Origin of the sequence: Methylobacterium oryzae (genome assembly GCF_021398735.1) — a bacterium.
Classification (GTDB): domain Bacteria; phylum Pseudomonadota; class Alphaproteobacteria; order Rhizobiales; family Beijerinckiaceae; genus Methylobacterium.
Map to the genome: position 1 here is coordinate 4,143,529 of NZ_CP090349.1, position 26,442 is coordinate 4,169,970.

General features: G+C 72.1%; 30 protein-coding genes and 1 tRNA gene. 16 read left to right on the forward strand and 15 right to left on the reverse strand.

Annotated features, from left to right (window positions below):
- Nucleotides 1-61: 61 nt before the first annotated feature.
- The 3 genes from LXM90_RS19755 to LXM90_RS19765 form a co-directional block, all read right to left on the reverse strand.
- Complete coding sequence (locus LXM90_RS19755; protein WP_020095833.1) at nt 62-325, reverse strand: GCG_CRPN prefix-to-repeats domain-containing protein; 264 nt, start codon at nt 323-325, stop codon at nt 62-64.
- 181 nt (nt 326-506) lie between these two features.
- Nucleotides 507-1,880 carry a sensor histidine kinase gene (locus LXM90_RS19760; protein ID WP_020095834.1) on the reverse strand — a complete coding sequence of 458 codons (1,374 nt, stop codon included), beginning with the start codon at nt 1,878-1,880 and terminating at the stop codon, nt 507-509.
- The gene (locus LXM90_RS19765) at nt 1,880-2,614 is read right to left on the reverse strand and encodes a response regulator (protein ID WP_020095835.1); all 735 of its coding nucleotides are present in this window, start codon (nt 2,612-2,614) and stop codon (nt 1,880-1,882) included. The genes LXM90_RS19760 and LXM90_RS19765 overlap by 1 nt, the downstream gene beginning before the upstream one ends.
- A 151-nt stretch (nt 2,615-2,765) precedes the next feature.
- On the opposite strand from LXM90_RS19765, the gene LXM90_RS19770 reads away from it, so the two are divergent.
- Nucleotides 2,766-3,845, forward strand: a complete 1,080-nt coding sequence (locus tag LXM90_RS19770; protein WP_020095836.1) for a tartrate dehydrogenase — start codon at nt 2,766-2,768, stop codon at nt 3,843-3,845.
- A 25-nt stretch (nt 3,846-3,870) separates the two neighbouring features.
- Here the strand turns inward: LXM90_RS19770 and LXM90_RS19775 are convergent, their stop codons facing one another.
- Nucleotides 3,871-4,926, reverse strand: a complete 1,056-nt coding sequence (locus tag LXM90_RS19775) for a zinc ribbon domain-containing protein (protein ID WP_234081015.1) — start codon at nt 4,924-4,926, stop codon at nt 3,871-3,873.
- 210 nt (nt 4,927-5,136) lie between these two features.
- Here LXM90_RS19775 and LXM90_RS19780 point away from each other — a divergent pair, with 210 nt between their 5' ends.
- From LXM90_RS19780 to LXM90_RS31930, 4 genes are all read left to right on the forward strand, one after another.
- Nucleotides 5,137-5,598 carry an anaerobic typically selenocysteine-containing protein gene (locus LXM90_RS19780; RefSeq protein WP_020095838.1) on the forward strand — a complete coding sequence of 154 codons (462 nt, stop codon included), beginning with the start codon at nt 5,137-5,139 and terminating at the stop codon, nt 5,596-5,598.
- 22 nt (nt 5,599-5,620) lie between these two features.
- On the forward strand, nt 5,621-6,022 hold the full coding sequence (locus LXM90_RS19785) for a thiol-disulfide oxidoreductase DCC family protein (protein ID WP_020095839.1): 402 nt from the start codon (nt 5,621-5,623) through the stop codon (nt 6,020-6,022).
- A 4-nt stretch (nt 6,023-6,026) separates the two neighbouring features.
- Nucleotides 6,027-6,242, forward strand: a complete 216-nt coding sequence (locus LXM90_RS19790; RefSeq protein WP_012317770.1) for a hypothetical protein — start codon at nt 6,027-6,029, stop codon at nt 6,240-6,242.
- Nucleotides 6,243-6,400: 158 nt separating this feature from the next.
- Nucleotides 6,401-6,535: a hypothetical protein gene (locus tag LXM90_RS31930; protein ID WP_267965754.1), complete on the forward strand. Its 135-nt coding sequence runs from the start codon at nt 6,401-6,403 to the stop codon at nt 6,533-6,535.
- A gap of 467 nt (nt 6,536-7,002) precedes the next feature.
- Here the strand turns inward: LXM90_RS31930 and LXM90_RS19795 are convergent.
- A tRNA-Leu gene (locus tag LXM90_RS19795) sits at nt 7,003-7,087 on the reverse strand.
- 67 nt (nt 7,088-7,154) lie between these two features.
- Nucleotides 7,155-8,567 carry a 3-isopropylmalate dehydratase large subunit gene (leuC, locus tag LXM90_RS19800; protein WP_020095841.1) on the reverse strand — a complete coding sequence of 471 codons (1,413 nt, stop codon included), beginning with the start codon at nt 8,565-8,567 and terminating at the stop codon, nt 7,155-7,157.
- A gap of 244 nt (nt 8,568-8,811) precedes the next feature.
- Between leuC and LXM90_RS19805 the strand changes: the two genes are divergently transcribed.
- Together LXM90_RS19805 and LXM90_RS19810 are read left to right on the forward strand one after the other, a co-directional pair.
- On the forward strand, nt 8,812-9,777 hold the full coding sequence (locus LXM90_RS19805) for a 2-hydroxyacid dehydrogenase (protein WP_020095842.1): 966 nt from the start codon (nt 8,812-8,814) through the stop codon (nt 9,775-9,777).
- Complete coding sequence (locus tag LXM90_RS19810) at nt 9,774-10,679, forward strand: AprI/Inh family metalloprotease inhibitor (protein ID WP_020095843.1); 906 nt, start codon at nt 9,774-9,776, stop codon at nt 10,677-10,679. Before LXM90_RS19805 ends, LXM90_RS19810 begins: the two co-directional genes overlap by 4 nt.
- A gap of 42 nt (nt 10,680-10,721) precedes the next feature.
- On the opposite strand, the gene LXM90_RS19815 is transcribed toward LXM90_RS19810, so the two are convergent.
- From LXM90_RS19815 to LXM90_RS19830, 4 genes are all read right to left on the reverse strand, one after another.
- Entirely contained in the window at nt 10,722-11,336 is a 615-nt protein-coding gene (locus LXM90_RS19815; protein WP_020095844.1) for a cytochrome b, read from the reverse strand.
- 67 nt (nt 11,337-11,403) lie between these two features.
- The gene (locus LXM90_RS19820; protein WP_020095845.1) at nt 11,404-11,970 is read right to left on the reverse strand and encodes an NAD(P)H-dependent oxidoreductase; all 567 of its coding nucleotides are present in this window, start codon (nt 11,968-11,970) and stop codon (nt 11,404-11,406) included.
- 184 nt (nt 11,971-12,154) lie between these two features.
- Complete coding sequence (locus tag LXM90_RS19825) at nt 12,155-12,814, reverse strand: class I SAM-dependent methyltransferase (protein ID WP_020095846.1); 660 nt, start codon at nt 12,812-12,814, stop codon at nt 12,155-12,157.
- Between the two features lie 2 nt (nt 12,815-12,816).
- The gene (locus tag LXM90_RS19830) at nt 12,817-13,980 is read right to left on the reverse strand and encodes a glycosyltransferase (protein WP_020095847.1); all 1,164 of its coding nucleotides are present in this window, start codon (nt 13,978-13,980) and stop codon (nt 12,817-12,819) included.
- A gap of 137 nt (nt 13,981-14,117) precedes the next feature.
- On the opposite strand from LXM90_RS19830, the gene LXM90_RS19835 reads away from it, so the two are divergent.
- A complete protein-coding gene (locus LXM90_RS19835; protein ID WP_043713252.1) occupies nt 14,118-15,329 on the forward strand; it encodes a DNA topoisomerase IB in 1,212 nt (403 codons plus the stop codon).
- A gap of 35 nt (nt 15,330-15,364) precedes the next feature.
- On the opposite strand, the gene LXM90_RS19840 is transcribed toward LXM90_RS19835, so the two are convergent.
- Both LXM90_RS19840 and LXM90_RS19845 read right to left on the reverse strand, forming a co-directional pair.
- Nucleotides 15,365-16,051, reverse strand: a complete 687-nt coding sequence (locus LXM90_RS19840) for a LuxR C-terminal-related transcriptional regulator (RefSeq protein WP_020095849.1) — start codon at nt 16,049-16,051, stop codon at nt 15,365-15,367.
- A gap of 212 nt (nt 16,052-16,263) precedes the next feature.
- Nucleotides 16,264-17,160, reverse strand: coding sequence for a GGDEF domain-containing protein (locus LXM90_RS19845; protein ID WP_020095850.1), 897 nt, complete (start codon nt 17,158-17,160; stop codon nt 16,264-16,266).
- Between the two features lie 74 nt (nt 17,161-17,234).
- Here LXM90_RS19845 and LXM90_RS19850 point away from each other — a divergent pair, with 74 nt between their 5' ends.
- Nucleotides 17,235-17,591, forward strand: coding sequence for a hypothetical protein (locus LXM90_RS19850; RefSeq protein WP_026605347.1), 357 nt, complete (start codon nt 17,235-17,237; stop codon nt 17,589-17,591).
- On the opposite strand, the gene LXM90_RS19855 is transcribed toward LXM90_RS19850, so the two are convergent.
- Nucleotides 17,563-17,952 (reverse strand): hypothetical protein, encoded by a 390-nt coding sequence (locus tag LXM90_RS19855; RefSeq protein ID WP_020095852.1) that lies wholly within the window; start codon nt 17,950-17,952, stop codon nt 17,563-17,565. The genes LXM90_RS19850 and LXM90_RS19855 overlap by 29 nt on opposite strands.
- A 149-nt stretch (nt 17,953-18,101) precedes the next feature.
- Nucleotides 18,102-18,332, reverse strand: a complete 231-nt coding sequence (locus LXM90_RS19860) for a hypothetical protein (RefSeq protein WP_026605348.1) — start codon at nt 18,330-18,332, stop codon at nt 18,102-18,104.
- Nucleotides 18,333-18,638: 306 nt separating this feature from the next.
- On the opposite strand from LXM90_RS19860, the gene ruvB reads away from it, so the two are divergent.
- The 3 genes from ruvB (at nt 18,639) to ybgC (ending at nt 21,330) form a co-directional block, all read left to right on the forward strand.
- The gene (ruvB, locus tag LXM90_RS19865; protein ID WP_042669274.1) at nt 18,639-19,694 is read left to right on the forward strand and encodes a Holliday junction branch migration DNA helicase RuvB; all 1,056 of its coding nucleotides are present in this window, start codon (nt 18,639-18,641) and stop codon (nt 19,692-19,694) included.
- 367 nt (nt 19,695-20,061) lie between these two features.
- On the forward strand, nt 20,062-20,787 hold the full coding sequence (locus tag LXM90_RS19870) for a DUF4142 domain-containing protein (protein WP_205833385.1): 726 nt from the start codon (nt 20,062-20,064) through the stop codon (nt 20,785-20,787).
- A gap of 90 nt (nt 20,788-20,877) precedes the next feature.
- Entirely contained in the window at nt 20,878-21,330 is a 453-nt protein-coding gene (ybgC, locus tag LXM90_RS19875) for a tol-pal system-associated acyl-CoA thioesterase (RefSeq protein WP_051123752.1), read from the forward strand.
- A gap of 3 nt (nt 21,331-21,333) precedes the next feature.
- Here the strand turns inward: ybgC and LXM90_RS19880 are convergent, their stop codons facing one another.
- On the reverse strand, nt 21,334-22,122 hold the full coding sequence (locus tag LXM90_RS19880; RefSeq protein ID WP_020093362.1) for an HpcH/HpaI aldolase family protein: 789 nt from the start codon (nt 22,120-22,122) through the stop codon (nt 21,334-21,336).
- 308 nt (nt 22,123-22,430) lie between these two features.
- On the opposite strand from LXM90_RS19880, the gene tolQ reads away from it, so the two are divergent.
- The 4 genes from tolQ (at nt 22,431) to tolB (ending at nt 26,369) form a co-directional block, all read left to right on the forward strand.
- Nucleotides 22,431-23,147 carry a protein TolQ gene (tolQ, locus tag LXM90_RS19885; RefSeq protein WP_012317751.1) on the forward strand — a complete coding sequence of 239 codons (717 nt, stop codon included), beginning with the start codon at nt 22,431-22,433 and terminating at the stop codon, nt 23,145-23,147.
- Nucleotides 23,148-23,174: 27 nt separating this feature from the next.
- A complete protein-coding gene (locus LXM90_RS19890) occupies nt 23,175-23,621 on the forward strand; it encodes an ExbD/TolR family protein (protein WP_020093363.1) in 447 nt (148 codons plus the stop codon).
- A 9-nt stretch (nt 23,622-23,630) separates the two neighbouring features.
- The gene (gene tolA, locus LXM90_RS19895) at nt 23,631-24,965 is read left to right on the forward strand and encodes a cell envelope integrity protein TolA (protein WP_020093364.1); all 1,335 of its coding nucleotides are present in this window, start codon (nt 23,631-23,633) and stop codon (nt 24,963-24,965) included.
- A gap of 66 nt (nt 24,966-25,031) precedes the next feature.
- Nucleotides 25,032-26,369, forward strand: a complete 1,338-nt coding sequence (gene tolB, locus LXM90_RS19900) for a Tol-Pal system beta propeller repeat protein TolB (protein ID WP_020093365.1) — start codon at nt 25,032-25,034, stop codon at nt 26,367-26,369.
- Nucleotides 26,370-26,442 lie beyond the last annotated feature (73 nt).

Below are 26,442 nucleotides of genomic sequence, written 5' to 3' on the forward strand. Positions count from 1 at the left end.
ACGGGAACCCGGCCGCGGGGCCGGACGCGGAACGGGGGACGCGATCGAGCGTCCCGGCGTCTCAGTTCGGCCAGCAGCGGCGGCCGTAGGGGCCGATGTGGAAGCCCGCCGGGCACGAGCGGCCGCGGATGTAGCCGCCCCACTGGCCGCCGGTGCGGCAGCCGCCGTACGGGCCGCGATGGCCGTAGGGACCGCAGCCGCCGTAGACCTGGATGATCCGGGCGCCGTCGGCGCCGTCGGAGACGGCGTCCTGCACCAGCGGCAGCGCCGAGGCGGGCACCGCGAGGCTCACGACGAGGGCGGCGGGAGCGAGAACCTTCAACATCGGTGATCTCCTTCTGCTCGATCGGTCAGCGCGGCCCGGGGCCGGCTGCCGCCGCCGGGACGGAGGATCCGCCGCGGCGTGTGAGCGAAGGTTCGTCCGCGCGCGCTGCCCGGATGTGACCGGGGAGCGCCGTCCTGTAACGATGTGTAACGGCCGGTTGCGGGCCCGTTGCGGCCCGCCGTCAGGACAGGCTCGGCAGGGTCACGACGAGCCGCGCGCCGCCGTCCGCGCCGGCCTCCGCCACCACCGTGCCGCCGTGGGCCTCGGCGATCTGCCGGCTGATGGCGAGGCCCAGGCCTGTCCCGCCGGTCTGTCGGCTGCGCGAGCGCTCGACCCGGTAGTACGGGCTGAACACCGCCGTCCGCTCCGCCTCGGGAATGCCCGGCCCGTCATCCTCGACGACGATCCGGCACACCGTCCCGGCCCGGCTCACCCCCACCGCCACCGAGGAGCGTCCGAACTTGACGGCGTTCCCGATCAGGTTGGCCACGACCCGGCGCAGGGCGACCGCGTCACCGGCCACGGTGGCGTCCCGCACCTCCTCGCCGGTCAGGCTGATCGTGGCGCCCTGGGCGGCGTGCTCGGCCACCTCGACGGCGACGAGATCGGCGAGATCCACCGGCGCCCGGGTCGCCTCGACGGCGGTGCCGCGGGCGAACCCCAGGGACGCCTCGATCAGCTCGGTCATGGCGTCGAGATCCGCCACGAGCTTGTCCCGGAGCATCGGCTCCGCCACCACTTCGGCGCGGAGGCGCAGCCGCGTCAGGTAGGTCTTGAGGTCGTGCGAGATGGCGCCGATCAGCAGCGAGCGCTCGGCCATGAGGCCGGCGATCCGCTCCTGCATGCCCTGCACTGCCTGGGCGAGACGCCGGATCTCGGGCGCCCCCCGGGGCGCGCTCACCCGCTCCGGGGCGCGGCCGTCGAACCGGGAGACCGCGTCGGTGAGGCGGCGCAGCGGTGCGAGTTCGTGGCGCGTGCCGACCAGGACGAGACCGGCCGCCGCGGCGCCGAGCACCGCCACCCAGAGGCTCAGCGGCTGGCCGAACAGCCACGGCATGAGCGAGCGATGATGCTCGGCCGCGCTGATCACGGCGTACCGGCCGTCGGGCAGCCGGTAGGTCGCCAGCGCGAGGCGTCCGATCGGCCCGGCGCGCTCGGCCTGCGCGATGTTGGCCGGATCGACGCCGCGGCGCAGCAGGGCGGCGTCGGTGTAGGCCTGGACGCGGTCGGCCGGCTCGGCCGTCATCCGCCGGATCCGGGTTTCCAGGCGGGGCTCGCGGATCAGGTCGACGGTGTCGGGCGGCGCGTCGACGATCTCGGCCCGCAGCACCTCGCCGCTGACCGCCTTCAGGATGGCCGGCCTCTGGGCGGGATCCGCGTCGCGCAGCAGCGTCATGATGCCGGCGGCCTGGTCGACCCGCGGGAAGCGCGAGCCCGAGGGCAGCCGCTCCTCCCGGCGCTGCCAGTGATCCAGGGCCACGGTGGCGAGGACGAGCAGGGAGAGGGCGCCGAGCAGGAGCAGCATGATGCGCCCGAGGAGCCCGACGCGGCCCATCACGGCGTTCCGGAGCGGACCGGAGCGGCCAGGATGTAGCCGGCATTGCGCACGGTCTTGAGCAGGGACGCGGCCTGACTGCCCGAGGCGTCGAGCTTGTGCCGCAGGCGGCTGACCTGGACGTCGATGGTGCGGTCGAAGGCGTCAGCGGTCCGGCCCCGGGTCCAGTCGAGGAGCTGGTCGCGCGAGAGCACCCGCTGCGGCCGAGTGACGAAGCAGTGGAGCAGGTCGTACTCGGCGCTGGTCAGCGGGATCTCGGCGGCGGGATCGCCGGTGATCACGGTGCGGGCCGCGAGATCGACGACGAGGTCGGCGACACTGAGACGCTCGGAGGCGGCCGCGGCGGGATGGCCGCCGGCGCCATGGGCCCGTCGCAGGACCGCGCGGATCCGGGCCAGCAGGACCCGCGGGTTGAACGGCTTCGAGACGTAGTCGTCGGCGCCCATCTCCAGGCCGAGGACCCGGTCGATGTCCTCGTCCTTGGCGGTCAGCATCACGACGGGCGGCCCACCGGCGTCGCGGAGGCGGCGGCAGATGGAGAGGCCGTCCTCGCCGGGCAGCATCCAGTCGAGGACGACGAGGTCGGGCGCGGGGCCCGCCGCGATCAGGCGGTCGAGGGCCGCGCCGCCGTCGAGGGCGACGGCGCGGAACCCCTCGCCCTCCAGGTAGCCGGCGAGAAGGGCGCGGATGTCGGGATCGTCCTCGACGATGGCGATGGTGGTGCCCTCGTGCATGCGGCGAGCATAGGGGCGGCCGGTGGCACGGCAACGCGAAACTGCACAGTGTCACAAAACGTTACACGTCCCGATCCGGACACCGAGCCCGCGCCCACCGTCACGCGCTCGCTTTCTCGTCTCGCCCCCGAAGACACACGAGAAGACACCCATGACGAAGACCTACACCATCGCGGCCATCCCCGCGGACGGCATCGGCGTCGAGGTCATCGCCGCCGGCATCGAGGTGCTCGACGCGCTGGCCGAGAAGACCGGCTCCTTCGCCTTCCAGTTCGACCATTTCGATTGGGGATCGGACTACTACAAGAGGCACGGCGCGATGATGCCGGCCGACGGCCGTGACCAGATCCGGAACCACGACGCGATCTTCTTCGGCGCGGTCGGGGCGCCGGACGTGCCCGACCACATCACCCTCTGGGGCCTGCGGCTCGCGATCTGCCAGCCCTTCGACCAGTACGCCAACGTCCGCCCGACCCGGATCCTGCCGGGCATTACCAGCCCGCTGCGCCACGTCTCGGGTCCGGAGCTCGACTGGGTGATCGTGCGGGAGAACTCGGAGGGCGAGTACGCCGGCGTCGGCGGACGGGTCCACCAGGGCCATCCCAACGAGGTCGCCACCGACGTCTCGATGATGACCCGCTCGGGGGTCGACCGGATCATCCGCTACGCGTTCGAGCTCGCCCGCTCCCGCCCGCGCAAGCTCCTGACCGTCGTCACCAAGTCGAACGCCCAGCGCCACGCAATGGTGATGTGGGACGAGATCGCCGCCGCGGTCGCGAAGGACTTCCCGGACGTGACCTGGGACAAGATGCTGGTCGACGCCATGACGATGCGCATGGTGACGAAGCCCGAGACCCTCGACACGATCGTGGCGACGAACCTGCACGCGGACATCCTGTCGGACCTCGCGGCGGCGCTCGCCGGGTCGCTCGGCATCGCGCCGACCGCCAACATCAACCCGGAGCGGACCTACCCGTCGATGTTCGAGCCGATCCACGGCTCGGCCTTCGACATCGCCGGCAAGGGCATCGCCAACCCGGTCGCGACCTTCTGGACGGCGTGCCAGATGCTGGAGCACCTCGGAGAGAAGCCGGCGGCCGACAGGCTGATGCGCGCGGTCGAGCGGGTCACCGCGGATCCGAACCTGCACACGCCGGACCTCGGTGGCACGGCGACGACCCGTCAGGTCACCGACGCGGTCATCGCGGCGATCCGGGGCGACAACGCCTGAGGCGTGCCCGGGTGCCCGGGCGGCGTCAGGGCGCCTCGCTCGCGAGATCCGGGCTCCGGGTGCCGCAGGCCCGGCAGAAGCGCTCGAAGGTGCTCTTGCGCTGCGCGCAGGACGGGCAGTGCGCGAAGATGCCGAGCCCGCAATGGGGGCAGAAATTCGTGCTCGCGTCGTCGAGGGCGATCGGCCGCTCGCAGCCCGGGCACGCCTTCTTGGCGAGGCGCGCCAGGGCCTGGTCGGTGGCGATCTCGGTCCGCCGCTCGGCGTCCGGGCGCGCCTCCACCACGGCCTGCCGGGCGCGGTGAGCGTGCAGCGCGTTGATCGCCGCCCGGCCCGCGACCAGGGTGACGATCACGCCGACGCCGTACTGCACGTAGCCGCCGTAGCTCGGCATGTAGGGCACGAGCTCGACGAAGAACGCGAAGGCCGCCGCGAAGGCGAAGCCCCACACGAAGGGCCAGTTGCGGGTGCGGCGGCGCTTGAGCAGGAGCCATCCGGCGAGGGCCAGCAGCGGCAGCGTCAGGGCGAGGCGATAGCCGAAGACGCGCAGCTCCTGGCCGCGCTCGGCCGCGTCGAGGCGCGTCTGCGCGGCGGCCCGCAGATCGGTGTCCACGCGCAGCTGCGCCGCCTCGCTCTCCGACAGGTCGAGCCCCGTCCGCGCCAGGGCCGCGAGCCGCTCCTCGATGGTGCGCTCGGCGGCCTTCAGCGCGTCGAGCTGCTGCGTGCGCGCGATGAGCCCGGGATCCTGGTCGACCCGCTGCGTGGCGTCGCGGGTCTTCAGCCAGTTGGCGAAGGTCTCGCGCGCGCCCTCGGAGGCGGCCTGCGCAGCCTCGAGGGCGAGCTGGTCCTGCTCGACCGTCCGGCGGTTGTCGTCCTGCTCCCGGCGGATCTGCTTGAGGGCCTCGGCCGACGCCGTGCCCTGGTCGGTGTCGAGGAACTGGTCGAGGGTGTAGCGGTGCTCCACCTGCGGCAGATCGCCGACGACCAGCGATCCGAGTCCGATCAGGAACCACGCGAAGACCAGCGCGACGAGCCAGAGCGCCAGCGTGAACCAGCGCTCGGAGAGCCTTGAACCGGACCGCACGCGAATCGACCTCACTCAAAACCGAAGCGGGTCCTTATACCGCGTGACGCCCCCGGGATATGCCGGCTGATCCGGCGGCGGGACCCGCGGGCGCGATCGCTGGCATCCGCCCGGGTGCGGCGTTGCGCCCGGGAACGTCGCTGACCGCGCCGCCTTTCCCGGCGGTGTGCTCGGCGGAGCGCGCTGCCCCTCCAATCCGGACGTATCGACATGCTGACACTCGCGCGCGGATCGGCGACGCTCCTGGCACTCTCTGCTGTCCTGGCCGCAGGGCCGGCCCTGGCTCAGGGCAAGCCCCTGCCGCCGCCCGCCACTGACGCGATGCCGCCCGTGGAGCTGACGATCAGCCTGAAGGACGGCAAGCCGGTCTGCGACCCGGCCGAGCTCAAGCTTCCGGCCGACACCAACGTCGCGCTGAAGATCGTGAGCAGCGCCGACGCGCCGGTGACGATCACCGCGCCCGGGCAGTTCGAGAACGGCCTCGTGCTGCACGCCGACGGAGACCTCGTGCATGTCGCCAGCGAGAAGGGCTACACGGTCAAGCAGAACGGCAAGGGCACGCTGCGCCTGCGGACGATGAAGGCCGGGCAGGAGGAGTACGCCTGCACCAGCACGCGCAACGCCGACGCGCCCTTCAAGGGCAAGCTCGTCCTGAGCCCGCCCGCGAACTGAGCCCCTGAGCACCGGCGCGGCCATGGCCGAGGATCGCTCCGACGGGCGGCTCAGCATCTACTACGACGGCGGCTGCCCACTGTGCCGGGCCGAGATCGACCAGTATCGCCGGTGCGCCGGCGCGGACCGGCTCGCCTTCGTCGATGTCGGCTCCGGGGCGCCCGAGCCGGCGCTCGGCGCGGATCTCGACCGAGCCCGGGCCCTGCGCCGTTTCCATGTCCGGACCGCGGACGGGCAGCTGATCTCCGGCGCCGCCGCGTTCGTGCGCCTCTGGCAGACAATGCCCGGCTGGCGCTGGCTCGGCCGCCTGGTTGACCTGCGCGTCCTCGGTGTCCGGCCGATTCTGCCGGTCGCCGAGCTGGCCTACCGGCTGTCGCTGCCGCTGCGGCCGCGCCTGGCCCGGCTGATGGCCCGCCGCCGGTGAGCCGATGGCGACCCGCTGCGTCCACTATGTCGGCTTCCGGGACGACCGGTACTGGAACGCCTACCGGATCTTCGGCGGCCCGCGCGTGATCCACCGGCGCTGGGATTTCTACGCGACCCGCGACGTCGGGCCGGACGACGTGGTGGTGTTCGCCGAGGGTGACGAGACGCAGCCCGTCGCGGACAGGAACGCCACGGACCTCGACGAGCGCTGGCTGTAGCGGTCACGCGGGGCGTGCCCCTGCCGGGAAATGGGCTCCCGCGGATGCCGCCGCGTCTCCGTGCCGGAGGAAACCCCAGCACCTTAAGAGGTATTGCGTCCCCACAACAATTCGCGAGAGTAGCGGTGAGCTTCCACTCGCAATCGAGGAGGTCCGCGGTGGTCGAGATCCGTATATCGGAGGACAACGACGGCCGCTGGACGGTCTACGCGCCGGGGCTGGTGGTCACCGATCTAACGCACGAGGAAGCCCAGGCGTTCGCGGCGAGCTACCGGCGCGTCACCGCAGCGTGATCGGGAGAAGCCGGCGCGGCCGTGCCGGCGGGTTTGCGTGGATCCCCGGAGGGATGTCACGCCGCCGCGAGCACGGCGCTGTCGCAGCGCGGGGCACGAAAAAACCGCCACGGCCGGAGCCGGGCGGTTCGAGGTGATCTCGCTGGGGGAATGTCGAGACCTCGTCTACGCGCGGGATGGCAGCGCGGTTCCGGTCTCCAGGTCGAACGGTGCCCCCTGAGGCCCGGACGACCACTCCTACCGCCGTGCCTCCTCGCCGCTCCGTGATCGCATGGCTCGCCACAGCCGAGGAAACGGCGGCACAGCGCCGGGGCCGGTCGGTCGAACGGGGCGACCGATACGCGGACAGTGGGTCGGGCTTTGACGGCCCGAGAGGCGGGACGGGCGCCCGCATCCTCGGTCCGCAGATCCCGCACCCCAGAAACAACAAAGCCCGCCAATGCGTTGGCGGGCTGCTGTCAGGCATTTGGTGCCCAGGAAAGGACTCGAACCTTCACCTCTCGCGAGACTGGTACCTGAAACCAGCGCGTCTACCAATTCCGCCACCTGGGCTCGCCGTCGGCCATCGGCCGGCGACGGCTCCGTTTAGGCAACGGAGCCGCCGGCGTCAATCGCGATTTCAGCCCTGCGGCCACTCCCGGATGTCGACGAAGTGTCCGGTGACCGCCGCGGCCGCCGCCATGGCTGGGGACACGAGGTGCGTGCGTCCGCGGGGACCCTGGCGGCCCTCGAAGTTGCGGTTCGACGTCGAGGCGCAGCGCTCGCCCGGACGCAGCTTGTCCGGGTTCATGCCGAGACACATCGAGCAGCCCGGCTCGCGCCAGTCGAAGCCCGCCGCCTTCAGGATCTTGTCGAGACCCTCGGCCTCGGCCTGCGCCTTCACGAGGCCGGAGCCCGGCACGATCATCGCCGAGACGCCCTCGTGCACCTTCCGGTCGCCGACGACCCGCGCGACCTCGCGCAGATCCTCGATGCGGCCGTTGGTGCAGGAGCCGATGAAGATCCGGTCCAGGGTGATGTCGGTGATCCGGGTGCCCGGCGTCAGGCCCATGTAGGCGAGCGCCTTCTCCTTCGACTGCCGCTTGTTCTCGTCGGCGATCTCGGACGGGTCCGGGATGCGGCCCTGGATCGAGATCACGTCCTCGGGGCTCGTGCCCCAGCTGACGATCGGCGGCAGGTTGGCCGCGTCGAGACGCACCTCGCGGTCGAAATGCGCGCCGGCGTCGGTGACGAGGCTCTCCCAGTAGCGGCGGGCCGCGTCGAAGGCCGCGCCCTTCGGCGCCTTCGGGCGGTCCTTCACGTAGGCGAAGGTCGTCGCGTCGGGGGCGACCATGCCGGCGCGGGCACCGCCCTCGATCGACATGTTGCAGATCGTCATCCGGCCCTCCATCGAGAGCGCGCGGATCGCCTCGCCGGCATACTCGATGACGTGGCCGGTGCCGCCGGCGGTCCCGATCTCGCCGATGATCGCCAGGATGATGTCCTTCGCGGTCACGCCGGGCGGCAGCGTGCCATCGACGGAGACGCGCATGTTCCGGGCCTTGCGCTGCACCAGGGTCTGAGTGGCGAGCACGTGCTCGACCTCCGAGGTGCCGATGCCGTGGGCCAGCGCGCCGAAGGCGCCGTGCGTCGAGGTGTGCGAATCGCCGCACACGATCGTCTGGCCGGGCAGCGTGAAGCCCTGCTCCGGGCCGATGATGTGGACGATGCCCTGGCGGCGGTCGAGGGCGTCGTAGAACTCGATGCCGAAGTCTCGCACGTTCTCGGCGAGCGCCTCGAGCTGCGTGCGGCTCTCGGGATCCTCGATGCCCTGCGAGCGGTCCGAGGTCTGGACGTTGTGGTCCACGACGGCCAGCGTCTTCTCCGGATGGCGCACCTTGCGGCCGGCCACGCGAAGACCCTCGAAGGCCTGCGGGCTCGTCACTTCGTGGACGAGGTGCCGGTCGATGTAGAGGAGGCTGGAGCCGTCCGGCTGGACATCGACGACGTGGTCGTCCCAGATCTTGTCGTAGAGGGTGCGCGGGCTGGTCATCGGTCTTCGTCTTCGGCGATTGGGGTCGGTGCAGAACTCTCGCGATGATGCGTGGTCCTTAGTAGGCATCGCGCGCGGTTTTCGAAAGAGGCGAGCCCTGTGCCGGCCGAACGGCCGCCCGGCTGATCGGCGCGGTTGTCACCGCCGGCCGCTCCTGCGCGCTGGCGCCCCACCCCGCACAGGCTCTATGGCGGGACGGGGGAGGCGGCCGACACCGACGCGCGGCCGAACGAGGGAGTGAACGATGGCTGAGGCCCCGGTCGAGATCCTGTTGCTCCGGAAGATGCACCCGTTGGTGGAGAAGGCCTTCGCGGGGCGGTACGGGGTCCACCGGCTGGCGGAGGCCGCGAACCCGGAGGCCCTGCTCGCCGAGATCGGCCCGCGGATCCGGGCGCTCTGCGTCGGCGGCGGGGTGGACGGGGCGCTGATGGACCGGCTGCCGAACCTCGAGCTGATCGCGAATTTCGGCGTGGGCTACGACGCCGTCGACGCCGCTGGGGCGCAGCGGCGCGGCATCGTCGTCACCAACACGCCGGACGTCCTCACCGACGAGGTCGCCGACCTCGCCCTCGGCCTCACCCTCGCCACCCTGCGGCGGATCCCCCAGGCCGACCGCTACCTGCGAGACGGCCACTGGCCCAAGGCGCCCTTCCCGCTCACGGCATCGCTGCGCGGGCGGCGGGTCGGCATCCTCGGTCTCGGCCGGATCGGGCGGGCGATCGCCCACCGCCTGGAGAGCTTCGGCGTCGCGATCGACTATCACGGCCGCAGCCGGCAGGCCGACATACCCTACACATATCACGATACGCTGATCGGCCTCGCCCGTGCGGTCCACATCCTGATCATGGTGGCGCCCGGCGGTGCCGACACGCGCAACCTCGTGGACGCGGCCGTGCTGGAGGCGCTCGGTCCCGAGGGCATCCTGATCAACGTCGCCCGGGGCACCCTCGTCGACGAGGCGGCGCTGACCGCGGCGCTGAAGGCGGGCACGATCCTCGGCGCCGGCCTCGACGTCTTCGAGAACGAGCCGCACGTGCCCGCGGACCTCGCCGCCCTCGACAACACGGTGCTGCTGCCGCATGTCGGGTCGGCCTCCGAGCACACCCGCGCGGCGATGGCCCAGCTCGTCGTCGACAACGTCGTCTCGTGGTTCGAGGGACGGGGTCCGCTGACGCCCGTCGCCGAGACACCCTGGAGACCGACCGCGTGAGACAGGCTAAGGCCGCCCTGCTGGCCGCATCGGCGCTGATCGCGACCGCCGCGATCGTCCGGCCGGCCGCCGCCCAGGACGTGCCCGCCGCCACCGAGGAGGCCGCACCGCCGTCCCCTCCTCCGGCCGCGGAGACGCTCGCGGCGCCCCCGGCTCCGACCGCGCCGCCGAGCCTCCCCGAGAAGCTCGGGCAGGTGCCTGGAACCTGGGACCTGTCGCGGGACGGCACCAACCGCCGCTGCGTCATGACGCTGGTGCTCGACAGCGGCGAGGCGGGGCAGCGGCTGCGCTTCCCGGCCGGATGCCGACGGGCCCTGCCGGTCCTGAACGGGGTCGCCGGCTGGCTCTTCGTCGACGGGGCCGTCCGCCTCGTCGACCGCAACGTCCGCCCGGTCCTCGATTTCGCCAAGCGGCCGGACCAGCGCAGCCTCGTCGCCCAGGCCGAGGGCGGCGAGCGCTACAGTCTCGTTCCCCTCGACATCGTCGCGATGCGGCCGGCCGACGCGGCGGCGGCGCCCGAGACCGCGCCGACGGATCCGGCGAGCCCGGCACCCTCCCCGCTCCAGACCGCGGCCCCGGTGCCGGCCGAGCTGCAGCCGCCGCCGACCGCCTCGACCGCCTCGGCGGGGCCGGCGCCGGGGCTCTACGCCCTCGACCGCTTCCAGCAGCGCGATACCTGCCGGATCAACCTCGACGGGGTCGGCGGCGGCGTGCACATCGTCCCCGGCTGCCACGACAGCGGCCTGGAGGTGTTCGATCCGGTGCGCTGGCGCTACGCGAAGGGCCGGATGACGCTGACCGCCAAGCGGGGCCACAGCATCGACCTCGTGCCGAGCGGCGACGGCCGGTGGCGGCGCGATCCCGAGGTCGGCACCACCTTCGTCCTGCGCCGCGTCGATTGAGCGCACCGCGCGACGGCGGCCGCGCGCTCGATGACGGGCGCGTCAGCGCGACGAGCCGCGCCCGTCCTGGACCGGCAGCATCCGCTCCAGCAGACCGTCGCGGCGGATCACCAAGTGCCACGCCGTGCCGGCGATGTGCAGCAGGACCAGGGCGTAGACGAGCCACTGGCCGAACACGTGGATCGACTCGAAGATCTTCTGCGTCGCGTCGTCCTTCGGCAGTCCCGGGATCGTGAACAGCCAGAAGTACGGCGTGTCGCGCCCGGACAGCGCGCTCAGCAGGTAGCCGCTGATCGGCATGATTAGGAAGATCGCGTAGAGCAGGAAGTGGTTGACGCGCCCGATCAGCGTCAGGAGCCGGGGCGCATGCGGGTCCGGCGGCGCCGGCCGGATCATCCGCCAGAGGATCCGCACAACCACGATCGCGAGGATCGTCAGGCCGACCGACTTGTGCAGCACGAACATGCTGCCCTTGGCGGGTGTCGGCGGCAGGCTGATCGCGACCCAGGCGAGCGGCAGCACCGCCAGGACGAGGGCGGCGTTCAGCCAGTGCAGCGCCTGCGAGACCGGATGGTAGCGTGGCAGTCCGGATGCCGTGACGTAGGTGGCGGGCAGCGCGGTCGGCGCCTTGCCGGCCGTGAGCGGAGAGCCTGACATGATCCCTCGCGGAAGAGCGTGGTCCCCCTCCGATCTAGGGCCCGCCTCAGGCCGGGGGAGTCTTCCGTCAGCCGGATGCGCCGGACGAGGCCGTCCGCGACACGTCGAGCAGGGCTGCGAGTTCCGCGGCCGCGGCGCGCAGCCGGATCGCCACGGTCTCGTCGACGATGCGGCCGTCCACCAAGTCGTCCGACCCGGCATAGACCGAGGTCGGCGCGACGTGGGCCGCGAAGAAGCCGAACAGGGGTCGGAGCCCGTGCTCGACCACCAGGGCGTGGCGCAGGCCCCCGCCCGTCGCGGTCAGCGCCACCGGCATGCCGATCATCCGGGCCGGGTCGACGAAGTCGAAGACGTGTTTGAACAGCCCGGCATAGCCGCCCTGGTAGACAGGCGTCCCGACGATCAGCGCGTCCGCCGCCTCGATCGCCTCGACGAGGCGCGCGGCGGGCGCCGAGAGATCGTCGCGCTGCGTCGCGCCGAGGCCCGGGCCGGCATCCATCAGGTCGTACACGGCGAGGTCGATCCCGCGCAGGCGACCGAGTTCGGCGCCGAGGGCCTCGACCAGGATGCGGGTGCGCGAGGGTCGCTTGGCGCTGCCCGAGAAGGCGACGACGCGGGCACGGCTGGGCTTCACACTCGACTCGACACTCACCACGAAACCTTCCGCCGCAGCACGCCCTGATCCGGGACTCCGAACACCCTGGCGCATGCGCGGCACGCGACGCGGGTCGATTCGACGGTAACGCATTCCCGCGCCGGATAAAGCCTCGGCGCGGCCGCGCGGGCGGCGGTTCGGCGGGACCATCTCGGCGGATCCGTCATCCGCGGAGCCGCCAGACGTGGCTGCGCTTGATCTCGGAATCCTCCAGCGCGCGCGAGACCGGAACCTCGTAGGTCGCGAGGCAGTCGAGGCGGTCCCGCGGAAGGTAGGTGCGGCCCGGATCGCCGATCAGCACGGTGACGCCGCGCGCCTGCAGGCGAACGAGCCAGGCGGTCACGGCCTCGGCGAGGTCGCGCTCGTAGAACACGTCGGCCGCCAGTACGAGGTCGGCCCGGGGATCCGTGGCGAGGAGATCGTCGGCGATCGCGGCGACGCGGTCGCCGACGCCGTTGGCCGCGGCGTTGAGCCCGATCGCCGCGACGGCGAAGGGGTCGAGGTCGCTGGCGACGACGTGGCGCGCCCCGGCGCGGGCCGCCGCGATCGCGACGAGGCCGGACCCCGAGGCGAAATCCACCGCGCGCGCGCCGTCCGCGACGTCCGGGTTGTCGAGGACGTAGCGGGCGAGCGCCTGGCCGCCCGCCCAGGCGAACGCCCAGAACGGCGGCGGCAGCCCGATCGCCTGCAACTCCTCCTCGGTCCGCTGCCAGAGATCGGTCGCCTCGTCGGCGACGTGCAGGCGGATCTCGGGCGCGTGGGGGACGGGCAGCAGGCGGGTGTTGGCGCGGATGAAGCCGGCGGGATCGTCCGGTGCGCGCACGGTCAGGCCTCCAGCAGGTCGCGCCACACGGCGCGGACCTGGTCGGTCACCGCGGTCTCGGTGAAGCCCCCGGTCTCGATCCGCGCTCGCGCGGCCGCGCCCAGGCCGGCGACGAGACCGGCATCGCCGCTCAGGCGCGCCAGGGCGGCGGCCAGAGCCGGCGCGTCGTCCGGGGGAACGAGCAGGCCCTCGACGCCGTCGCGCACGAGGCTGCGGCAGCCCGGGACGTCGGACGCGACCAGCGTCCGGCCGCAGGCGGCGGCCTCCAGCAGCGTCCGCGGCAGGCCCTCCCCCCCGCGCGAGGGCAGGCAGGCGACGTGGTGGCCGGCCCAGACCCCCGCGACGTCGGTCGTCGGCCCGTGCCAGACGATGCCGTCGCGGCTCCAGGCGCGCAGGGTGTCGGCGCCGATCGCCCGCCGGTTCGACGGGTCCGGCGCGCCGTACAGCGCCAGCTCCACCGGCGCGCCCTGGCTCCGAGCGAGGCGGACGGCCTCGACGGCGACGTCGATCCCCTTCGACCACAGCATCCGGGCGACGACGGCCACCCGCAGCGGCGGCATCGGCGGCAGCGGCTGCGGGACGAGGATTGCGGGATCGACGCCGGCGCCGCCCACCACGGTCACCGACCGGTCGAGCGGGTCCAGGCCCAGGGCCAGGGCGTCGTCGGGGTTCTCGAAGAGGAAGCGCGTCCGCGACGAGGCCAGCGGCCCCCGGATCAGCGCCCGCAGGGCGAGGCGCGCCGCCCGGCCGAGGCGGTCGCTCCGGGCGCCGACGAGGCCGAGGCCGGTCAGGGCGAAGACGCGGGACGGGATGCCCGCCATGGCGGCGGCCGTGCCGCCGACCAGGATGCCGCGCAGGGCGATGCAGTGGACGATGTCGGTCTTCAGCGCCTTCAGGATCGCGGCGAGCTGCCCGGCCGCGTAGCCCGCGGCCATCGGGTTGAGGCTCGCCCGCTCGGCCTCCAGGTTGACGACCTGCGCGCCGGTCGCCTCGATGGCGGCCCGGTGGAGGCGGACCCGCGTCACCACCGCGACCGAGAGACCCATGCCGACGGCGGCGCGGGCCATCGGAAGGAAATGCGAGGCGAAGAACCAGTCCTCGGTCACCACGAAGACCAGGCGGCGCATCGGAACGGGCAGGTTCCCGGGTTCGGCATCGGACTGCATCCGTCCCCTCTAGCACGGCGGCGGGGCCCGTCCTGCGACGGATGTGCAGGCCCGGAACGGCGATCCCGTGCCGCCGGTTGTCCAAGGCCTTCTCGCCGGGCGAGGCAGCCCGGCGGCGTCGATGGGAGGGGCTGTTCATGGCGTGCGTCGAGACGGCGGAGAGCGGCGGAGACCTCCGCGCCGCGGCCGAGGAGGCCGGGCTCGTCTACGTCGATGACGGCCGGCCCGGGCTGACCCGCCGCCGCAGCGGCACCGGCTTCCGCTACTGCGACGCGAAGGGCGCGCCGGTGCGCGACAGGGCCGTGCTGGCCCGCATCCGCGGCCTCGCGATCCCGCCGGCCTACACGGATGTCTGGATCTGCCCCCGCCGCAACGGCCACATCCAGGCGACGGGCCGCGACGCCAAGGGGCGCAAGCAGTACCGCTACCACCCGGACTTCCGGCAGGCGCGGGAGGCCAACAAGTTCTCGCGGATCATGGCCTTCGCGGACGCGTTGCCGGGCATCCGCCGGCGCGTCGACGCCGACATGAGGCGGCCGGGCCTGCCCCGCGACAAGGTGCTGGCCACCGTGGTCCACCTGCTGGAGACCACGCTGATCCGCGTCGGCAACGACGATTACGCGCGGACCAACAAGAGCTACGGCCTGACGACCCTGCGCGACCCCCACGTCCGGATCGAGGGTTCGGCCCTGTCGTTCCGCTTCAAGGGCAAGAGCGGCAAGACCTGGGACGTGTCGCTGAAGGACCGGCGGGTCGCCCGGATCGTCAAGGCGTGCCAGGACCTGCCGGGCCAGGAGCTGTTCCAGTATCTCGACCCGGACGGCACCCAGCGCGACGTCACCTCCTCGGACGTGAACGCGTACCTGCGCGAGATCACCGGCGAGGATTTCACCGCCAAGGATTTTCGGACCTGGGCCGGCACGGTGCTGGCGGCGCTGGCGCTGCGGGAGTTCGAGAGCTTCGACAGCGAGGCCGGAGCCAAGCGCAACATCCGCGCGGCCATCGAGAACGTCGCGGGCCGCCTCGGCAACACGCCGACGATCTGCCGCAAGTGCTACATCCACCCGCAGATCCTCGACTGCTACCTGGAGGGCGGCCTGCTCCTGCAGGTGAAGGACGCGGTCGAATCGGAGCTGAGCGAGGACCTGTCGAGCCTGCGGCCCGAGGAGGCGGCGGTGCTGGGACTCCTGCAGGCGCGCCTCTCTGCCGCCGAGGACGCCGTCAAGGCCGGAGGTCGGGTCAAGCCGGCGGGCGCGCGGAAACGCGGGGCGAAGACGCCAGAGCGGTCCAAGAGCGGGACGGCGGCCAAGCGCGCGTCCGGAGCCCGGAAGGCGGCCGCGGCCGCTTAGGGGGGCGGTCTCGCCGAGATCGCCCGATCCCCCTCTCAGTGCCGGGACTGGTTGTCGTTGCCCGAGGACCGGTTGTCGGTGCCGCGCCGAACCTGATCGCTGGAATCGACCACGGGGGCCAGGCCGAGCTGGCGGGCCAGCGAGACGAGGTCCTTGAGCCGGCCGGTCTGGGTCTTGCGCCGCAGGTTGAGCCGGTGGGTCTCCACCGTGCGCACGCTGAGCGCCAGCCGCCGCGCGACCTCCTTGTTGCTGAACCCGGAACTCAGAAAGCGCAGCACCTCGGCCTCGCGGGGCGTCAGCCCGAGGCTCTCGCCGGCCTCCGGCGGCATCGCCACCGGCTGCTCCGGCGGGACCAGCACGTCCGAGCCCTCCGCCAGCGCCAGCAGCGCCGCGCCGAGGTCCCGCGGCGACTTGGAGCGCGCCACGAAAGCGTCGGCGCCGGCGGCCAGCAGGGCGCGCAGGTCGTCCGCCGTCAGCGCGCCGAAGGCGACCAGCGTGCGCAGCGCCGGCTGGCGCTCCTTCAAGGCGACGATGCGGGCGATCCCGTCGGCCAGCCGGATCTCGTCGAGGAAGACCAGGGCGACGCTGCTGCCGGCGTCGGCGCGATCGAGATCGGCCTCGCCGATGGTGTGGAATTCGGGCATGTGCTCGAGGGTGGCGCGAACCGTCGCGCTCAGGTCCTCCGGCTCATCCAGGATCAGGACGCCAACGGCCGTACTCATGACCTCGCACCTCTCTCTCCCGGCTTGATACAGGCGGCCGGGATCGAAGGCGAAGTTCCAAGATCCGTTCCAGCAACAACTCGCGAATATTAAGCTTTATATTGGCCGAATCGCTCCCCAGAAACGGATACTCGGCGAATCAATGCGCCGATCTGGGACGACGGTGGGACACCGCTCGACGGACTGTGCCGATCCGGGACGGGCGGTCCGGCTCAGCCCGCGACGGCGCGGATACCCTCGCTGTGATCCGGCACCACCCGGTTCCGGCCGCCGCCCTTCGCCGCGTAGAGCGCGACATCGGCCCGCTTGACCAGGGCCTCGACGCTGTCGCCGTCGCGCCACGTGCTGACGCCGAAGCTGCAGCTCAGCGCGATCGGACCCCGCGTCCCGCTGATCCGCAGGGCCTGGACGTCGGCGCGCAGGCGCTCGGCCTGCGCCACGGCCTCCGCGAGCCCGCGGCCGGGCAGGATGACCGCGAATTCCTCGCCGCCGAGGCGTCCCGCGATCCCCGCACCGGCGATCAGCTCGGCCACGGCCTTGATCGCCACGTCGCCGACATCGTGCCCGTGCTCGTCGTTGATGCGCTTGAAGTGATCGATGTCGAGGAGGATCGCCGAGACGGCGCCCGGCCTCGGGTCCCGTGCCGCGGCGGCCCGCGCGCGCTTGAAGAAGGCGCGCCGGTTGTAGGAGCCGGTCAGCGGGTCCGTCTCGGCGAGGCGGATCAGCTCCTCCTGCATGGTGGTCAGGCGCTCGGCCGCGCGCAGGCGCGCGTTCAGCTCCTCGGCGCTCGGCGGCTTCTCGATGAAGTCGTCGGCGCCGCTGTCGAGGGCCTCGGCCAGGCTGCGGACGTTGCGGGCCGACGACATGGTGATGACGTGCAGCGGCCCGCGGGATTCGGCGAGGAGCCGGGCCGACCAGCAGAGTTCGAGCCCGCAGAGCGGCCGCACCTCCAGGCTGGTGATGAGGACCCGGACCGCGGGCGTCGCCGCCAGGAACTCCAGCGCCCGCTCCGAATCCGTGAACGGGTGCACCGCGTGGCCGCGCGGCTCGATCAGGGACGCGATGATCTGCAGCACGACGCGGCTCGAGTCGACGATGACGATCTGCATGGCCTGACCCGCACCCGATATCCGCGGTGTAAGCTGGAAGGCTTAACCGCCCCCCAACGGAGCTGAACCCCGGTATGAGCGTGGCCATTACCACTCCGGATCGGCGCTATATCGTTGTCCGGGCGCGTCTGTGGCGCCGCGCGAATCCCGACCTGTCGGAAACTTGTCGGGCCGCGCTGGTGCAGCGCCTGATGGCGGCGCGCCGGGGCGTGAAGGAGGCCAAGCGGGCCGAGCGCGCGGGCGAGCCGGGCGCCGCGGAGGCGCTCGCCGCCGCCAGGGCCGAGGTCGATGCGGCGAAGGTCGGACTCGGCGAGCGCGGGCCGGTCTGGTGGACGGACGGCGCGCCCGACCTCAACCGGCACCTCGTCCGCAACACGCCCTACGCGGCGTGGTTCGCGACGCTCAGCGCCGGGGAACCTGAACCGCGATGACCCGGGCCCCGGCGACCGGGTCGGCCCCGACGGCGCGCGCGCCGCGGCGGCCGTAGGGGGCAGCGTTGATCACCGTCAGGGTCGGCTCGGCCGCCGGAGCGGCCTGGATGCCGGTCACCGTCGGGACGCCGTAGGTGCCGTAGCTCCAGGGCGTAGGCACGATCTGGGTCGGGCGCGGCACGCGGGTCAGCGGGGCGCCGATATAGGTGCCCCGCACGAACTCGCCGGCAAAGCCCGGATCGGCGGCGTAACCGGGCGCGTAGGCGACCGGAGCGTAGGGATCGGCGCTCCGGAAGGTCTGCGCCGACGCGGGCGCCGCCGCCGCCAGAGCGAGCAGGGTCACGATCGTCCGGTTGGCCATGGGTCCGGCTCCGAGGGGTGTCGGCGGGCGCGGTGCGCGCCGGGTGCGGGGCCAACAGACCGGATCACCGGCCGTTCCGCGTCTCCAGTCGCGCAGAGTGCGTAACGGTCCCGTCATGCCCAGCAGATCGGCCCCCGGGTGCGCACCGGTCAGCGGCAGGTGGTGATCCGCCGGACCACCCAGCCCTCGCCCTCGATCCACAGACGGCGGCGGGCCCGGCTGCAGGTGACGTCGTCCTCCCGCTCCGCCGATACGGGATGAACCTGCGGGTTGGCCTCGGCGACTTTGGTCTCGGCCGGGCCGTTAGCGGCCTGGGCCGCGAGCGGAACGGCGAGCATGACGGTGCCGGCTGCGGCGGCAGCGATCGTACGGAGTTTCATCGGGGAGAAGCGCCCTGCGGCCATGCTTGGAGGTTTGGTCCAGGAATGCGCGGGCCGGCGGTTCGGTTGCATCCCGGTTGTGTCGATCGCGACGGCCCGTGCGCTCGCTCACATCGCCGGTGGCGCCACACGGGCTGACGCCCGGCCACGACACCTGGCCACGACACTTGGCCACCTTGCCCGGCCGCGGCGCTTAGACTTCCCGGCTTTCACGGGTAAGGAAGAACAAAACCGGACGCGCCGGTGCCCAGCCGTCCTGCGATACCGCCCATCGCGGGCCGCGGCACGGTCCACGAAGCAGGGTTCATGAGCAAGTCGAAGCCTCCGACCAACGCGCTCCTGACACCGGAGAAGCGCACCGAGGACGTCGATCAGACGATCCGCCCCCTGAGCCTGTCCGAGTTCATCGGTCAGCGCGCGGCGCGGGCGAACATGCAGGTGTTCATCGAGGCGGCGAGGAAGACCGGGCAGGCGCTCGACCACGTGCTGTTCGTCGGGCCGCCGGGCCTGGGCAAGACCACGCTGGCGCAGATCGTGGCGCGCGAGCTCGGCGTGAACTTCCGCTCGACCTCCGGGCCGGTGATCGCCAAGGCCGGGGATCTGGCCGCCCAGCTCACCAACCTGGAGGAGCGCGACGTCCTGTTCATCGACGAGATCCACCGGCTCAACCCGGCGGTCGAGGAGATCCTCTACCCGGCCATGGAGGATTACCAGCTCGACCTGATCATCGGCGAGGGCCCGGCGGCGCGCTCGGTCAAGATCGAGCTGCCGAAGTTCACGCTCGTTGGCGCCACGACGCGGGCGGGGCTGCTGACGACGCCGCTGCGCGACCGGTTCGGCATCCCGATCCGCCTGGAGTTCTACGAGATCGACGAGCTGGAGCAGATCGTGGCGCGCGGCGCGCGGGTGCTGGGTCTGGGCATGTCGGCGGAGGGCGCCAACGAGATCGCCCGTCGGGCGCGGGGCACGCCGCGGATCGCGGGGCGGCTCTTGCGGCGGGTGCGGGACTTCGCGGTGGTGGCGGAGGCCGAGACGGTGACGCGGGCGATCGCCGACCGGGCGCTGCAGCTCTTGGACGTGGACGGGGCGGGTCTCGACGTGATGGACCGCAAGTACCTGAGCCTGATCGCGCGCTCGTTCGGGGGCGGGCCCGTGGGGATCGAGACGATCGGGGCGGCGCTGTCGGAGCCGCGGGACGCGATCGAGGACATCATCGAGCCCTACCTGATCCAGCGCGGCTTCGTGCAGCGCACACCCCGCGGACGCGTCCTCACCCGACACGCCTACCGGCACATGCAGATGCCGGAACCGAAGCGCGAGACGCCCGGGCAGTTCGGCTTCTTCGGTGACGGAGAGCCCTGAGGACCGATCAACGCGTCTCCATGCATTGAATTCGGACCAGCATTTCACCGGGCACATGCGCGGGACGCACAGTGCTGCGCGCGGCAGCCGGGTGAGTTCCGCGTCGCGATCTCGGCAAGTCGCTGCGGTAACAGCCGTTTTGTCGATCGTCTCGGAACAATATTGCCAAGCTTAGGCGGGGATCTTGTCGATCACGTAAGTGTAAAAACTGCCGGATCGCGTGGAACAGCGCCGAAACGCGACAGTTGGGGAGGCGACCGCGCCGGGTCCGCTCGGCGCCGGCAAGGCTGTCCCGATCAGGGTCCTGCCCTCCGATCGCGGCAGATCTTCGCGATCTCAAGAACAACGTCAGGGATAAACTTCCGCCATGAAGAAACTCACGCTCGCCGTGCTCGGCCTGTCCGTCGCCGCCATCTCGGCGCCCGCCTTCGCGCAGGACGCCCTGCCGATCCGCGTGCTGCCCTTCGCCAATCAGGACGGCGTCGGCGTCGCCGCGACCGAGACGCCCGCTTTCCGGGCCGAGGCGCTGCGTTCGGACGCCGCCAGCATCGAGGCGAGCCGGATCGCCCTCCAGCGGTCGCGCAACCCCCGGGTCCGCAACTACGCCAACCGCGTCCTCGTCGAGCGCAAGGCGACCACCGACGCGCTGCTGCCGCCGAACACCTCCCTCACCCGCAACGGCTCGGTGGTCTCCGACAACCAGGGCATCCGCACCGACCTGAGCAACCCGGTCGGCCTGGTGCTCGCGCCGGTGACGGTGGCCGCCAACATCGGCACCGGCATCGTCGGCGGCGCCCTCGGCGCGGTCGGCATCGTCGACAACAGCCCGGCCGAGCCGGGCCGCCGCGTGGCCCTCGGCGAGCGCGGCCAGGCGCGTCTGGCGCAGCTCCAGGCGGCCCCGAACGGCCGGGCCTTCGACCGGACCTACATCGACCAGCAGGCCCGCTCGGACGCCCGCACCCTGGCGCTCTACGACGCCTACGCCAAGCAGGGCGACAACGCCCAGGGCCGCAAGTTCGCCACCGAGGCCCTGCCCTACATCGCCGACGAGCACGCCCACTCGGCGAGCCTCGCGGCCCGCATCGGCGGCTGAGCGCCGCGCATGGCGTGATCTGCACGAGGGCCGCCCCAGGGCGGCCCTCGTCGTGTTGCGCCGTCGCACCGCCCGTCGCTAAAGGGGCGCATGAGCGCGATCGAGCCCGCCAGTGACGGACCCGCGGAGGACGGTGCCCCGCCCCACCGGATGGGCGTGCGCGTCTACTACGAGGACACAGATTTCTCCGGCTTCGTCTACCACGCCAGCTACCTGCGCTTCCTCGAGCGCGGCCGCACCGAATTGCTGCGGGAACTCGCCGGCGACCAGTCGGACCTGCACCGCGATGCACGCGGCCTCGTCTTCGTGGTGCGGCGCATGAGCCTCGATTTCCTCCGGCCGGCCCGGATGGACGACCTGCTCACCGTCGTGACCCGCACGCGCGCCCTGCGCGGCGCGTCGATGCAGCTCGCCCAGGACGTCCGACGGGGCGACGAAGTGCTGGTCTCCGCGGAGGTCACGGTCGCCTGCGTGCGGGACGGCCGCGCCGTCCGCCTCCCGGACGCGCTGCGGCGGCGGCTCGCGCCCGGCGAGACCGCCTAGACCTCAGCCGGCCCGCGCCGGGTCGGCCTCGCAGAGCACCCGCGCGAAGGCGTTGACGATGGTCAGCGCGTCGTACTCGACCGAGACCAGCTGGTAGCCCATCCCGACCATCTCCCGGGCGCGCGCCGGCGACGGCGCGAAGGCGCAGGGAATCTTGCCCGCCGCCCGGGTCTTGCGCGCGATCTCCCCGAGGGCCGCCGTGACCGCCGATCCCAGCGGGTCGATGGCCGCCCCCTTGGACAGGGCGATCGACAGGTCGGCGGGGCCGACAAGGACGCCGTCGATGCCCGGCACGGCGAGGATCGCCTCCAGGTCGGCGATCCCCGCCTCGGTCTCGCACATGGCGATCGTGAGCGCCCGATCGTTGGCGCCCGCGAGGTAGTCCGCGCCGTTCCGGAGCCCCGAGAGCCACATGGCCCGGTCCGGTCCCCAGCTCCGCTGGCCGACCGGCGGGAATTTCGCGGCCGCCGCCAGGGCCTCGGCATCCGCGACGGTGTTGATCATCGGCGCCACGACGCCGGCGGCGCCCGCGTCGAGCATCCGCGAGACCATGGCGAAGTCGCCCACCGGCACGCGCACCAGGGTCGATTTGCCGGCCAGGGCGACCTCGGTGATGGCCGCACACGACGTCTTGTAGTCGTAGGTGCCGTGCTGCTGATCCAGCAGGACGGCGTCGAATCCGGCGCGCGCCAGGAAGCCGGCCAGCATCGGGTCGGCGATCATGGACCAGCCCAGGAACCGGGCCGGGCCGGTGGGCAGCAGATCGGGCAGGCTGGGAACGGGGAGGGTCATGCGCGTCCTGCGTATCTCAGGGCTGTCGACTCGGCGCCGTGGGCCGCGACCATACGGGAGGCGCTTTCGGCAGGTCCAGCCCGGACGGCCCGTCGGACGGCGGCACATGCCTCAGGATCGCCCGGATCGAAACCGATCCTTAACCCTGCCGCGCCCTTAACGGAGGCGATGCCACGGCGGGGCGCGGGGGCCGTCGACGGCCCTTACTTTCGACAGATTCGCGGGCGACAGCGTTGATATCGCTCACGGATCCGGCGGACGCGGGCCTCGCCCGGCGCATCGCGATCCGGAGCAGGAGACCTCGACGGATGAACCCAGCCGACGCGATGCAGGCCGCGCCTGTCGCCGACATGACGCTGCTCGGCCTGTTCCTGCAGGCCCACTTCGTCGTGAAGATCGTGATGATCGGGCTGCTCAGCGCCTCGATCTGGTGCTGGTCGATCATCGTCGACAAGACGCTGCTGTTCCGCCGGACCAAGGCCGAGATGGACGCGTTCGAGGACGCCTTCTGGTCCGGCCGCTCCCTGGAGGAGCTGTTCCGCTCGTTCAACGACCGGCCGGCCACGGGCCTCGCCGCCGTCTTCGTCGCCGCCATGCGCGAGTGGAAGCGCTCGTTCGAGGGCTCCGGCCGGCAGATCCAGTCGCTGTCGCAGCGCATCGAGAAGCAGCTCGACGTCACCATCCACCGCGAGGTCGAGCGGCTGGAGTCGCGCCTGCTGTTCCTCGCCTCGATCGGCTCGGCCGGCCCGTATATCGGCCTGTTCGGCACCGTCTGGGGCATCATGACCGCGTTCACCTCGATCGCGGCCTCGAAGAACACCTCGCTCGCGGTCGTCGCCCCCGGCATCGCCGAGGCGCTGTTCGCCACCGCCATCGGCCTGTTCGCCGCGATCCCGGCGGTGCTCGCCTACAACAAGCTCCAGGCCGAGGTCTCCAAGGCGCAGTCGCGGCTGGAGAGCTTCGCCGACGAGTTCTCCGCCATCCTCTCCCGCCAGATCGACGAGCGCCTGCCGCTCGCCGCCTGAACCGGCTGATCCAGAGGAGACCGATCCATGGGCATGGCAGCGGGCGCATCGCAGGGCGGCAAGCGCCGCCGGCGCCGGGGCCGCCGCGGCGGACCCATCAACGAGATCAACATGACGCCGTTCATCGACGTCGTGCTCGTGCTCCTGATCATCTTCATGGTCGCGGCGCCGATGATGACCGTTGGCGTCCCCCTCGACCTGCCGCAATCCAAGGCCTCGCCGCTCAATTCCGACGTGAAGCCGATCACCCTGTCGATCCGCCAGACCGGCCAGGTCTTCCTCGGCGAGGACGAGCTCACCGACGACTCGATCGTGCCGAAGCTCATGGAGACCGCCAAGACCGGGACCGAGGAGCGCGTCTTCGTGCGCGGCGACAAGCGGGTCGATTACGGCCGCGTGGCGCAGGTGATGGCGATCGTGACCGGCGGCGGCTTCAAGAAGGTCGCCCTCGTCACCGAGCCTGAGCATCAGTAGGGCCGTCCCGTGGAGTTCCGCTTCGACCGCAAGGAACCGGGTGTCTGGATCTCCGCCGGCACCCACGTCGCGCTCCTCGCGCTGGCGCTGGTCAGCGTCGCGGCCCCGGCCCTGCCGGAGGCCCAGGAGGGCGTGCCCGTCGAGGTGATCACCGAGAACCAGTTCTCCGAGATCACCAAGGGCGAGCGGCAGGCCGACAAGCCGATGCCGAACGCCACGTCGCGGGCCGACCGCAAGGCCGAGAAGTTCGAGGACCGCGAGCCCGAGAATTCCAAGCAGGACGCGCCCACCGCGCCGACGCGCACGGCCGAGATGAAGCTCGCCAACGCGGACGAGATGCCGCTGCGCGGCGAGCCCGACCCGCAGGAGGCCGCCCAGGCAGCCAAGGCGGCGGAGAAGGCCGCGCAGGAGAAGCGCGACGCCGAGAAGGCGGCCGAGAAGGCAGCAGAGAAGGCGGCCGAGAAGGCCGCCGCGGAGAAGGCTGCCGCCAAGGCCGAGGCGAAGGCCAAGGCCGAGGCGGTCGCGAAGGCCGAGGCCGAGAAGCGCGAGCAGCTCGAGAAGCTGATCGAGAAGCAGGAAGCCGAGGCCGCGGCGGCCGCCCAGAAGGCCGCCGCGAAGAAGGCCGAAGCCGCCAAGGAGGCGGCCAAGGAAGCGGCCAAGAAGGCCGCCGACGCGAAGGCCAAGGCCGAGGCCGAAGCCGAGCGTCAGAAGGAGATCGCCGAGGCCAAGGCCGAAGCCGAGCGCGAGAAGGCGGAGGCCGCCGCCAAGGCGAAAGCCGAGGCCGCGAAGGCCGAGGCGGCCGCCAAAGCCGAGGCCGCCGCCAAGGCGAAGGCGAAGGCCATGGCGGACGCGAAGGCCAAGGCCGATGCCGAGGCCAAGGCGCGCAAGCAGGCCGAGCTCGCCGACAAGTTCAACGCCGGCGACATCCGCTCGATGCTCGCCTCGAAGGCGCCGTCGCAGTCGACCGGCGCCACAGGCCACGCGGTGCAGAAGGTGGCGGCGCTCGGCGCCGCGACCGGCAACGCGCAGCGCCTCTCGCCGTCGCTGCGCGACGCCCTGGTCGGCCTGCTCCAGCAGCAGATCGAGCGGTGCTACTCGGCGCCGCCCGGCGCGGCCCAGGGCGTGGTCCTGCCGGTGCTCGACATCCGCCTGAACCCGAACGGCTCGCTCAGCACGGAGCCGCGGATCATGCGCGGCGGGGCTAGCGCGGTCGACCAGTCGATCGCGCAGGCCGCGCTCCGGGCGGTCCGCCGCTGCGCGCCGTACAACATTCCGGCCACCTACGCGCCGTACTACAACGACTGGAAGGCCATCAACGCGGAGTTCGAGTTCACGGCGACCTGAGGTCTTCCAGCCAGTGTCCCGCCGTCCCCGCGTTCCCGTCTGATCGTCACTCGGATCCGACCCACCATGCTGCACCTCCCCTCCGTCGGGCGCCTCCCGACGTCCTATGCCGCGCGCCTGCTCGCGCTCCTCGTGATGCTGACGGGCTTCCTGGCGGGGCCGGCCCAGGCGCAGCTGCAGCTGCGCATCGGCGGCGGCAACTTCCAGCCGATGCCCATCGCCATCGCGGATTTCGGCGGCGACCCGAGCCTCGCGGGCCTCGTCTCCGGCGTGGTCACCAACGACCTGCGTCGCTCCGGCTACTTCACGCCGCTCGACCACGCCCGCTTCCCCGAGCAGCCGAACTTCGACGCCGCGCCGAACTTCGAGAAGTGGCGCGCCACCGGCGTGCAGGGCCTCGTCACCGGCCGAGTCGTCCGCGAGGGCGGCCGGGTCAAGGTCGAGTTCCGGCTCTGGGACGTGACCAACGGCCAGCAGATGACCGGCCAGCAATACGGCACCGACGCCGCCAACGTCCGGCGCACCGGCCACCTGATCGCCGACGGGGTCTACACCAAGATCACCGGCCTCGGACCCTGGTTCGATAGCCGCATCGCCTTCGTGGACGAGACCGGCCCCAAGGAGAACCGCCGCAAGCGCCTGATGGTCATGGACCAGGACGGCGCCAATGTCCGGGCGATCACCACCGGCGAGATGTCGATCGTGGCGCCGCGCTACTCGCCGGCCACGCAGGACATCGCCTTCATGGCCCAGGCCACCGGCCACCAGCCGCGGGTGCAGATGATCAACCTGGAGACCGGATCCCGCCAAGCGCTCGGCAACGTCGATTCGATGAGCGCGAGCCCGCGCTTCTCGCCGGACGGCCGGAAGATCGTGATGAGCGTCCAGCAGGGCGGCAACGCCGACATCGTCACGATGGACCTCGCCTCGAAGGCCCAGCGCTCGATCACCAACGGCATGGCGATCGACACCTCGCCGACCTACTCGCCGGACGGATCACAGATCGCCTTCGAGTCCGACCGCGGCGGCTCCCAGCAGGTCTACGTGATGGGGGCGGACGGCTCGAACCCGCACCGGATCACCTTCGGCCCTGGCTCGGCCTCGCAGCCGGCCTTCTCGCCCCGAGGCGACCTGATCGCCTACACCCGCCAGCGCAACGGCGGCTTCGCCATCTGCGTCTCGAAGCCCGATGGCTCCGGCGAGCGCGTGCTCACCGAGGGCTTCCACAACGAGGGCCCGACCTTCGCGCCGAACGGCCAGTACGTGCTGTTCTTCCGCGATCCGGGCGGCCAGGGCGGCGGCAAGCTGTTCATGGTCGACATCACCGGCAAGGTGGAGCAGCCGGTCCCGACGCCCGCCTACGCGTCCGACCCGACCTGGTCTCCGCTGCTGTCGGGCCGCTGAGCGCGTCGCGGAGCCCGGCTCACGGGGCGGGCTCCGGGGCCGTTCCCGATTCTGGTGCAACGGTTCGGCAGGA